We start from the raw sequence: 9,106 nt of genomic DNA, 5'->3' as shown, positions 1-9,106 counted from the left end.
CAAACTTTACACAAGCAGTCTGAGGCCACGGAGTACGTAACCCTCGATGAGGTCGTCCCAGGTCAGCGTCGGCTCCTGCACGAGACGGGGGCGGCGGGCCAGGAGACGCGTGAGCAACTCGTCGGTCTCGAAGATCGCCAGGGGCTGGCCGGGGCACCGATGGGCCCCGTCCCCGAAGGTCATCACCGCCTCATCCACCCCGTGCGGGAGCTCGCGGGAGGGGCGGAGGGCGAGCGGCCGCTCCCCCACAGCCTGGGCGTCGGCGTTGACCTGGCGGACGCACACGTCGACCAGGTCGCCTGGGGCGATGGTGGCGCGCTGCTCACCGTCGGTGATCTCGATCTCCTCCTGCGCCCGCCGGTAGAGATGCCCGACGACGGGCTCCAGCCGGATGATCTCGTTGAGGATGGCGTGGCGCTCCACGCCCCCCGCGACCAGGTAGCGCTCCAGCAGCGCCGGGGTGGTGAGGAGGTGCCAGGCGGCCATCGTGATGAACTCGCGGGTGGTCACCATGCCCGCCGTGCCGTAGGTGACGCACTCCACCAGGATGTCGGCGTTGGTGTAGCCCTCGTCGATGAGGTGGCTGATGACATCGCCCTGGCGTTCCCGCCGACGGCGGCGAACCGCCGGCCGCACGTCTGCCCCGTAGAACCTGGCGACGGGCACGAGCCCGCGCCAGGCGGCCTGCATCCATTGGCGACGGGTGCGACCCAGGTCCTTGCGGGTGATGTCGAGGGGCGGTTGGCGGAAGAACGAGACGAGCCGGGTGGCCATCTTCTCCACCGGCGACTCCGTCAGCCCGACGATCCGCGACGTCACCTCGACGCTGTAGAGGAGCGCCAGGTCGTCGAGGACGACCTCCCCAGAGAGGCCGTCGACGTGCCGCGCGGCCGCCAGGGAGATGTGGTCGCCGTGGCGCTCACGCACCACCTTGGGCGCGAAGAACCGGCCCACCTTCGAGCGCTGCTCGTCGTGCAGGGGGCCGTCCGACATCAGGATGGGGTGGTGCTTGAGCACGCCCTTGGGGATGTACTCCGCGGTGAAGCCCGCCTGGGTGGTGGCGTGGCGGGCGCGCAACACCTGGCGGGCTGCTTCGAGGGAGCGGATGCGCCAGAGGTCTCCGACGCGCTCCAACCTGGGTTCGGTTGGCTCGCCCGGCTTGTGGGCGCGGCGCTGGTCGTCGGTCATTGCACCTCCTGTGACCTCAGCCTAGGCGGCCGACGGGCCGCGGGCGCAGGTCAGAGGTAGAGGCCGGTACCACCGTCGGCCACGGAGGTGGAGGCGACGGCGTGGATGTCGCGCTCCCGCAGCAGCACGTAGGTGCGCGCCTGGAGTTCGACCTCCGCCCGGTCCTCGGGGTCGAAGAGCACGCGGTCGTCGGTCTCGACCGCGCGCACATTGGGGCCGATGGCCACCACCTTGGCCCAGGTGAGTCGCCTCCCCATCTGCACGGTGGCAGGAATGAGGATCCCCCCGCCGCTGCGTCGCTCACCGGACACCGCGTCGACATCGACGAGGACCCGGTCGTGCAGCATGCGGATGGCCAGGTTGGGTTCGCTCACTTCTCGATCGCCCGACGCGCCTGAGAGGCCAGGCTGCGTCTGTTCGCCACCGACGAGACGGCCATGAAGAACACCACCGCGCCCACGACTGCGCCGCCGATCATCAGCAGACGGTCTGTGCGCCAGGCGCCGGTCTCGTCCTTGAACGACGACGTGGCGGTCTCGAACTCGGTCTTGGCGAACTCCTTGACCTGAGACACCGATTCGCGGGCGATGTTCTTCGGCTTCATCGACTCGACGGCCTCGGAGGTGGCGTTGGCCAGCTTCGCGCGGTTGGCGGCGAGGTCGACGCGGATCTCATCGACTGAACGGGTGCTCATAGAGTGCTCCTCGGTAGGTTCTCTGCCCTCCAGCCTATTGACACTGGGGCTCTCACGCCAGAAGACGCGGAGAACGGGCGCGGCGCCGCCGCACTACACTGGCGGCCATGACCGCACGTTTGACCACCGGAACGCCCGCTCCTGACTTCACGCTGCCCGACGAGGCCGGCAACGACGTCTCGCTCAGCAGCTTCGCGGGACGCTCGGTCATTCTCTACTTCTACCCCGCCGCCATGACGCCGGGCTGCACCACGCAGGCCGTCGACTTCTCGGCCTCGCTGCACGCCTTCCAGGACGCCGGTTACACGGTGCTGGGCTGCTCGCCGGACGGCGTGGAGCGGCTGGCGAAGTTCAAGGCGAACTCCGACATCGAGTTCACGCTGCTGGCAGACCCGGAGAAGAAGGTGCACAACCTCTACGGCGCCTACGGGGTGCGCAAGCTGTACGGCAAGGAGATCGAGGGCGTGCTCCGCTCCACCTTCGTGATCGACGTCGACGACGAGGGCAACGGCCTGGTCCGCGTCGCGCAGTACAACGTGAAGGCCACCGGACACGTGGCGAAGCTGCGCCGCGAACTGGGTGTCTGACCACTTCCTGACCATCGACGCCCCGCCGGGGCACGGCGTCGACGTCGAACTCGAGATCAAACGCTCCCGCTTCCTCACCCGTCTCAGGCGGGTGACAGCCGAGGACGAGGCGCGCGCCGTCATCGAGGAGCGCCGCTCGGTGCACTTCAGCGCCAGACACAACTGCTCGGCGTTCGTGCTGGGCCCCGATGCCCGCACCGCGCGCAGTTCTGACGACGGCGAGCCCGCCGGAACCGCGGGGATACCGATGCTGCAGGTGCTGCAGAAGAACTCACTGACAGATGTCGTGGCCGTGGTCACCCGCTACTTCGGGGGGATCAAACTCGGCGCCGGGGGTCTCGTGCGGGCCTACTCCGACGCGGTCGCCCAGGCCGTGGACGCCGCGGGGATCCGGACGGTCCAGCTGTGCCGTCTGCTGCAGATCGACGTCGACTTCGCGTCCGTCGGCGGCATGGAGGACCAGCTCCGCGGCCTGGTGCTGCCGTCGGGCGAGGCGGTCGTCGTTGACGGCGTGGAGTGGAGCGACAAGGCGCACATCCGGGTGGCGGTGAGCGCTGGGCACGAAGGGGAACTGGCGACGGCGCTGGCGACGATGTCGGCAGGCGCCCTCACGGCAACCGGCATCGGCGAGCGCTGGGTCGGCTGAACAGACTGCCGTTCCTCTACCCACATAGGCGGAAGATCGATCAGACGGCCAGCCCCAGCCCGCGGAGGCACTGCCGTGCCCCCCGCCCGCGGACCAAGGTCACGATCCCGTTACAAACACGGCCTATGCCTGCGAGTGACCGGCTAGGCAACTAACTTGCCTCCATGACCGACACCACTTCGACACGTAACCCGGGGCTCGGCCAGCCCCTCGTCGTGCTCAAAGACGTGAACAAGCACTTCGGCGAACTGCACGTCCTCAAGGACATCAACCTGTCCGTCCGAGAGGGCGAGGTGGTCGTGGTCATCGGCCCGTCCGGCTCCGGCAAGTCGACCCTCTGCCGCACCATCAACCGCCTGGAGACCTTCGAATCCGGATCCATCACCGTCGAAGGCACGGAGTTACCTGAAGAGGGAAAGGCCCTGGCGCAACTACGCGCCGACGTGGGCATGGTCTTCCAGAGCTTCAACCTCTTCCATCACAAGACGATCCTCGAGAACGTCACGATGGGCCCCATCAAGGCTCGGGGCGTCAAACCCGCCGTCGCGAAGGAGCGGGCGATGGAACTGCTCAAGCGGGTCGGCGTCCAGGAGCAGGCCCACAAGTATCCGGCGCAACTCTCCGGCGGCCAGCAGCAGCGTGTCGCGATCGCCAGGTCGCTCGCCATGGAGCCGAAGGTGATGCTCTTCGATGAGCCCACGTCGGCGCTGGACCCGGAAATGATCAATGAGGTCCTCGACGTCATGACCAAACTGGCCCAGTCAGGGATGACGATGATTGTCGTCACCCACGAGATGGGCTTCGCCCGCAAGGCCGCCGACAGGGTTGTCTTCATGTCGGACGGCGCAATCGTAGAGGAGAACACCCCGGAGGAATTCTTCACCAAACCCCAGTCAGCCCGAGCCAAGGATTTCCTCGGCAAGATCCTCACACACTGAGAACCCTTCCCTTCACCACAGCCTTTCAAAGGAGAAAGATCCATGCGTAGGACCACTTACCGAATCGCCGCCATCGCGGCGGCGGCAGCGCTCGCCCTCACCGCCTGCGGCGGCGACGGCAATGACACCGGGACCGACACCGAAACCGGCGGCGACGGCGCAAGCAGCGGCACCATCAAGATCGGCACCAAGTTCGACCAGCCCGGTCTCGGCCTCCAGGAGGGCGGCGAGATGTCCGGCTTCGACGTCGACGTGGCCAAGGCCGTCGCCGAGAAGCTCGGCTACGCCGAAGACCAGATCGAATGGACGGAGTCGCCGTCACCCCAGCGCGAGACCATGCTGGAGGCGGGCACCGTCGACTTCATCGTCGCCACCTATTCGATCACCGATTCCCGCAAGGAACGCGTCCAGTTCGCCGGCCCCTACCTCGTGGCAGGCCAGGACCTGCTGGTGAAGGCCGACGACGACACCATCAACGGCCCAGACGACCTCGAGGGCAAGATCCTCTGCTCGGTGTCGGGTTCGACGCCGGCTGAGCGCGTGGCCGAGGAATACCCGGGCGTGCAGCTGCAGGAGTACGACACCTACTCCTCCTGCGTGGATGCCCTGGCATCGGGCAGCGTCGACGCGCTGACCACCGACGATTCGATCCTCGCCGGCTACGCCGCCCAGGAGCAGTGGGCCGGGCAGTTCCGCGTGGTGGGCCAACCCTTCAGCGAGGAGCTGTACGGCATCGGGGTGGCCAAGGAGAGCGAGCTCTGCGAGCAGATCAATGAGGCGCTCGTCGAGCTGTTCGAGGAGGGCGCCATCGACGAGGCCATCGAGAAGAACCTGGGGCCGGCGAAGTACACGCCGAACCCCGACACCAACCCCGCTGAGCCGGGCGGCCACTGCGACTGACGCGTGACCGGGCGCGACGGGTGCCCCACGCACCCGTCGCGCTCTCCCATCCACATCTGACGAGGAGGTGCCATGCTGGAACTCATCGAACGCTTCAACTTCCTGGGAGCGGTCTGGCTGACCCTGCAGCTCACCCTGTGGGGCGCGTTGCTGGCGTTCGTGCTCGGCACCATCGTCGCCGTCATGCGGCTGACGCCCGTACGGGCGTTGAACTTCGCCGGCTCGGTGTACGTCAACGTGTTCCGCAACACCCCGCTGACGCTGATCGTGATCGCGGCGAACCTCATCCTGTGGAACCAGTTGGGCCTGCAGCTCGCCTCCCGCGAATCGGCCACCTACATCATCGACACCAACATCCGGCTGGCCATCATCGCGCTGGCGGTCTACCACGCGGCGTTCGTGTGTGAGGCACTTCGCTCCGGCGTCAACACCATCCCCGTCGGGCAGGCAGAGGCGGCGCGTTCCATCGGCCTGACCCTCAGTCAGAACCTGCGCCACATCATCCTCCCCCAGGCGCTGCGCGGCGCCATCACCCCGCTGGGCAACGTCCTCATCGCGCTCACCAAGAACACGACGGTGGTGACGGCCATCGGTGTGGCCCAGGTGTCGCACTCCATGGCGCGCATGATCGAGTTCCGCTCCGACGTGATCATCCTCATCTTCGGCCTGGTGGCCCTCACCTTCGTGGTGCTCACGCTGCCGATGGGGCTGCTGACAGGTTGGCTTTCGAAGAAGCTGGCGGTTCGCCGGTGAACAGCGCAGCCGCCCTCTTCGACCCGCCCGGCCCCAGCACCCGCCGTCGGCACTTCATCTACGCCTCCATCGGCGTGCTCATCATCTTCGGCGCCGGCGCCTGGATAGTGCTGACCCTGTGGAACGCCGGCCAGATCACGCCAGACCGCTGGCTCCCCGTGTTCACCGTCGAGGCGTGGCAGCAGTACTTCCTGCCCGGCATCCAGCAGACCGTGCTCGCCGCCGCCCTCAGCATGGTGTTGGCGTTCATCTTCGGGCTGATGTTCGCGATGGGTCGCATGTCGGACCTCAAGGTGCTGCGGTGGCTCTCGTCGGTCATCGTCGAGTTCTTCCGCGCCGTGCCCGTGCTGATCATGATGCTGTTCGTCTTCTACCTGCTGACCTACAACACGGACCTGGCGGGCCCCTCGCTCAGCTTCACCGCAGTGGTGGTGGGCCTCACCTGCTACAACGGCGCGGTGATCGCCGAGGTGGTGCGCAATGGCGTCGGCTCCCTCCCCTCGGGCCAGCGTGAGGCGGGCCTGTCCATCGGGCTGACATCCAGCCAGACCCGCCGCATGATCCTGGTGCCGCAGGCCCTGACGGCGATGATGCCCACGCTCCTCAGCCAGCTCGTCGTCGTCCTCAAGGACACCGCGCTGGGCTACATCATCCTGTACCCCGAGCTGCTGAACCGGGTGCGCCAGATGGGCAACCGGTTCGGGAACCTGACGGTGACGTTCGTGGTGGGCGCGGTGCTGTTCATCCTGCTCAACCTGCTGGTGACCAGCCTGGCCCAGTTGGTGGAGAAGCGGCTGAAGCAGCGCGGCAAGACGGCCGGGGGCATCACCGCGGCGCAGCCGGCGGCCACGGAACTGAGTACGCAAGAAGGGACTTGAACCCTCACGCCCGAAGGCACAGGAACCTAAATCCTGCGTGTCTACCAATTCCACCACTTGCGCAAGCGAGCTAGATTCTAGCCGCTATGCGTAGGGATCGGCCACGGGCCGTCCCAGCGCGAAACGCGCGGCCACCTCATAGCCGAAGCCGTACCCGGTGCTCCGGGATTCGATGAGCACCAGCTCGTCGGCCGTCCAGGACCAGCCGGGGAACGAGTCCAGCACGGTCAACCAGCGGGTGGCCTGTACCCCGCGACTGTTGCGGGCCAACGTCAGATGCCCGACGAATCTGCTGCCGTCGACGTCGATCCCCGCCCTGGAGGCGGCTGTGCGGCAGTGCGCGGAGAGCGACGCCAGCGGCTCGTGGCCCACGGGCACCCCGAGGCCGATGATGCGGGCCCTGACCGGGTTCGGGAACGCGATGCCCCCGGCGATGCGCACCTCGAACGGTTGTGTCCCCGCCGCGACCTCCGCCAGATGGTCCTCCAGGTATTCATCGCGCCCGACGCCCACGTGACCCATGAACGACGTCGTCAGGTGCCACCCCTCGGGGCGGGTCCAGCGCAGGTCACGGTCAGCCTCGCGACGCGGGGCGACGTAGCTGTCCAGCTCCTGGATCACCTCTGGCGGCGGCAGCACGGCCGTGAACATCCGCTTCGACATACCCCAACGCTACTTGGCCTCCCCTGAACCTGTCTGCGGTAGCGTCGAACGACGACGACGAGGAGGACTCCGGTGGGCCGAATACGAGCGTTCCTGACCAGCATCCCGCAGCGCTTCTGGTTCGTGCCTGCCCTCTTCATCGCCGCCGCAATACTGGTGGCGCAGACCCTCGTCGCCGCAGATCGCGCCTCGCTCGAGCTTCCCGGCTTCATCCGGAGCTTCCTCTTCGACACCGGCGTCGACGGCGCCCGCGCCCTCCTCGCGTCAGTGGCGGCGTTCCTGGGCGTGGCCGGCACCGCGTTCTCCATCACGATTTCGGTGATCAGCACCGCGTCCACCACCTACGGGCCGCGCCTGGTGCGCAACTTCATGCGCAACCGCGACAACCAGGTGGTGTTGGGAGTGCTCACCGCCACCTTCGTCTACACGCTGCTGGTGCTGCGCACCATCCGTTCGGACAGCGACGACGGCACGGTCTTCGTGCCCCATCTCGCCGTCAACGCGGTGATCCTGCTGGGCATCATCGACGTCTTCCTGTTCGTCTGGTTCATCCACCACATCGCGAGCTCCGTGCAGGTCGAAACCATTTCTGAAGGCGCCCGCCTCGACTTCCAGCGGGCGGTGGGGCACAACTGGCTCGACCCGGAAGCACCGGAGTACGACACCATCGACGCCCCCACTGAGGGCGGCTCGGTCCTCGGCTCCCCCGTCGGCGGCTACCTCACCCATATCGACGGGCGCGCGCTCGCGGACGCCGCCACGGAGGCCGGGGTGTCGGTCCGGCTGCTGAAGCGGGCCGGCGACCAGGTGATCGAGGGCGAGCCCATCGCCCAGGTGTGGCCGGCAGATCGCGCTGAGCGAATTGAGCCACACCTGACGGACCACCTCCACGCCGGGCCCAGCCGCTCCACGGAGCAGGACGTGCGCTTCGCGGAGCAGCAGATCGTCGAGCTGGCCGTCCGCGGCCTGTCGCCGGGCAACAACGACCCCTACACCGCCGTCAACGCCATCCAGCAGGTGGCCTCCGGAGTGACAACCGCCGTCAGCCGCGCCGAGAGCGCCAACGTGCTGGTCGACGAGGAGGGCGTGCCCCGCGTCTACCTGCGCCCCGTGACGATCGGGGAGATCGTCGACACGCCCTTCGACCACATCCGCCCCTACGCGCTCGGTGCCCGCATCGTGTTGGAAGCGCTGGTGGACCTGGCTGCCCGGATCCGGGTGGCCGCCGTCGATCCCGAGGTCGCCAGCCGGGCTGACCGCCACGTCGACACCATCCTGAGCGAGGCGGAGTTGGGCGCGCGTGACACCGCCGTGCTGCGGAGCTACGTGGAGACCAGCCGGGCGGAGAGCACGCTCACGCCGCCGACCCAGCTTTGACCCGGGCCGCCTGAAGGAATCATGGCGCCTGAACCCCAGGGCGTCGTAGCGTTGGAAGCCCCATCCGGAAGGAACCGTCCATGCTTCGAATGAGCCCGTACATCGCGTTCAACGGCCAGGCCACAGCCGCGCTGGAGTTCTACCAGTCTGTCTTCGGCGGCGAACTGACGACCACCCCGTTTGCGGACTACAGCGCCGCCCCTGAACTTGAGCACAAGATCATGCACGGCCAGCTCGACACCGAGGGGTTCACCCTGATGGCCGCAGACACCCCGACGAACGATGCTCCCGAGGAGAAGGGCAACACCACCATCGTGATCTGGGGCGAGGACGCCGAGACCGGTCGCCGGTGGTTCGACGCGCTGGCCGAGGGCGGCACCGTGGGCACGCCGTTCGAGCAGCAGATGTGGGGCGACCACTACGGCGACCTCACGGACCAGTTCGGCGTCGAGTGGGGCATCAACATCGGCGCCAGCTAGGCA

At 67.5% G+C, this 9,106-nt stretch carries 12 protein-coding genes and 1 tRNA gene; 8 read left to right on the top strand and 5 right to left on the bottom strand.

The features are described 5' to 3' along the window. Nucleotides 1–6: 6 nt before the first annotated feature. The 3 genes from ACZK4S_RS05885 to ACZK4S_RS05875 are packed head-to-tail and all read right to left on the bottom strand — an operon-like array spanning nt 7 to nt 1,882. On the bottom strand, nt 7–1,188 hold the full coding sequence (locus ACZK4S_RS05885) for a cytochrome P450 (protein WP_463643673.1): 1,182 nt from the start codon (nt 1,186–1,188) through the stop codon (nt 7–9). A 50-nt stretch (nt 1,189–1,238) separates the two neighbouring features. Then, complete coding sequence (locus ACZK4S_RS05880; RefSeq protein ID WP_463643834.1) at nt 1,239–1,535, bottom strand: GroES family chaperonin; 297 nt, start codon at nt 1,533–1,535, stop codon at nt 1,239–1,241. Nucleotides 1,536–1,558: 23 nt separating this feature from the next. Continuing rightward, nucleotides 1,559–1,882: a DUF3618 domain-containing protein gene (locus ACZK4S_RS05875; RefSeq protein ID WP_463643672.1), complete on the bottom strand. Its 324-nt coding sequence runs from the start codon at nt 1,880–1,882 to the stop codon at nt 1,559–1,561. A gap of 107 nt (nt 1,883–1,989) precedes the next feature. Here ACZK4S_RS05875 and ACZK4S_RS05870 point away from each other — a divergent pair, with 107 nt between their 5' ends. From ACZK4S_RS05870 to ACZK4S_RS05845, 6 genes are all read left to right on the top strand, one after another. After that, nucleotides 1,990–2,469 (top strand): peroxiredoxin, encoded by a 480-nt coding sequence (locus ACZK4S_RS05870; protein ID WP_463643671.1) that lies wholly within the window; start codon nt 1,990–1,992, stop codon nt 2,467–2,469. A gap of 7 nt (nt 2,470–2,476) precedes the next feature. After that, nucleotides 2,477–3,115: an IMPACT family protein gene (locus ACZK4S_RS05865; RefSeq protein ID WP_463643833.1), complete on the top strand. Its 639-nt coding sequence runs from the start codon at nt 2,477–2,479 to the stop codon at nt 3,113–3,115. 164 nt (nt 3,116–3,279) lie between these two features. Beyond that, nucleotides 3,280–4,053, top strand: a complete 774-nt coding sequence (locus tag ACZK4S_RS05860; protein WP_463643670.1) for an amino acid ABC transporter ATP-binding protein — start codon at nt 3,280–3,282, stop codon at nt 4,051–4,053. Between the two features lie 42 nt (nt 4,054–4,095). Next, nucleotides 4,096–4,953, top strand: coding sequence for a glutamate ABC transporter substrate-binding protein (locus tag ACZK4S_RS05855; RefSeq protein WP_459397324.1), 858 nt, complete (start codon nt 4,096–4,098; stop codon nt 4,951–4,953). 72 nt (nt 4,954–5,025) lie between these two features. Continuing rightward, nucleotides 5,026–5,706 (top strand): amino acid ABC transporter permease, encoded by a 681-nt coding sequence (locus tag ACZK4S_RS05850; RefSeq protein WP_459397323.1) that lies wholly within the window; start codon nt 5,026–5,028, stop codon nt 5,704–5,706. Then, nucleotides 5,703–6,584, top strand: a complete 882-nt coding sequence (locus ACZK4S_RS05845; protein ID WP_463643669.1) for an amino acid ABC transporter permease — start codon at nt 5,703–5,705, stop codon at nt 6,582–6,584. The genes ACZK4S_RS05850 and ACZK4S_RS05845 overlap by 4 nt, the downstream gene beginning before the upstream one ends. Here the strand turns inward: ACZK4S_RS05845 and ACZK4S_RS05840 are convergent. Together ACZK4S_RS05840 and thpR are read right to left on the bottom strand one after the other, a co-directional pair. Then, a tRNA-Leu gene (locus ACZK4S_RS05840) sits at nt 6,566–6,647 on the bottom strand. The genes ACZK4S_RS05845 and ACZK4S_RS05840 overlap by 19 nt on opposite strands. A gap of 21 nt (nt 6,648–6,668) precedes the next feature. Further along, a complete protein-coding gene (gene thpR / locus ACZK4S_RS05835; RefSeq protein ID WP_182765877.1) occupies nt 6,669–7,247 on the bottom strand; it encodes an RNA 2',3'-cyclic phosphodiesterase in 579 nt (192 codons plus the stop codon). Nucleotides 7,248–7,319: 72 nt separating this feature from the next. Here thpR and ACZK4S_RS05830 point away from each other — a divergent pair, with 72 nt between their 5' ends. Then, entirely contained in the window at nt 7,320–8,624 is a 1,305-nt protein-coding gene (locus ACZK4S_RS05830) for a DUF2254 domain-containing protein (protein WP_463643668.1), read from the top strand. Nucleotides 8,625–8,704: 80 nt separating this feature from the next. Beyond that, complete coding sequence (locus tag ACZK4S_RS05825) at nt 8,705–9,103, top strand: VOC family protein (RefSeq protein ID WP_463643667.1); 399 nt, start codon at nt 8,705–8,707, stop codon at nt 9,101–9,103. Nucleotides 9,104–9,106: the final 3 nt, after the last annotated feature.

Source organism: Tessaracoccus zhenghani (assembly GCF_055326325.1).
This window is presented reverse-complemented; position numbering and strand designations above follow the sequence as displayed.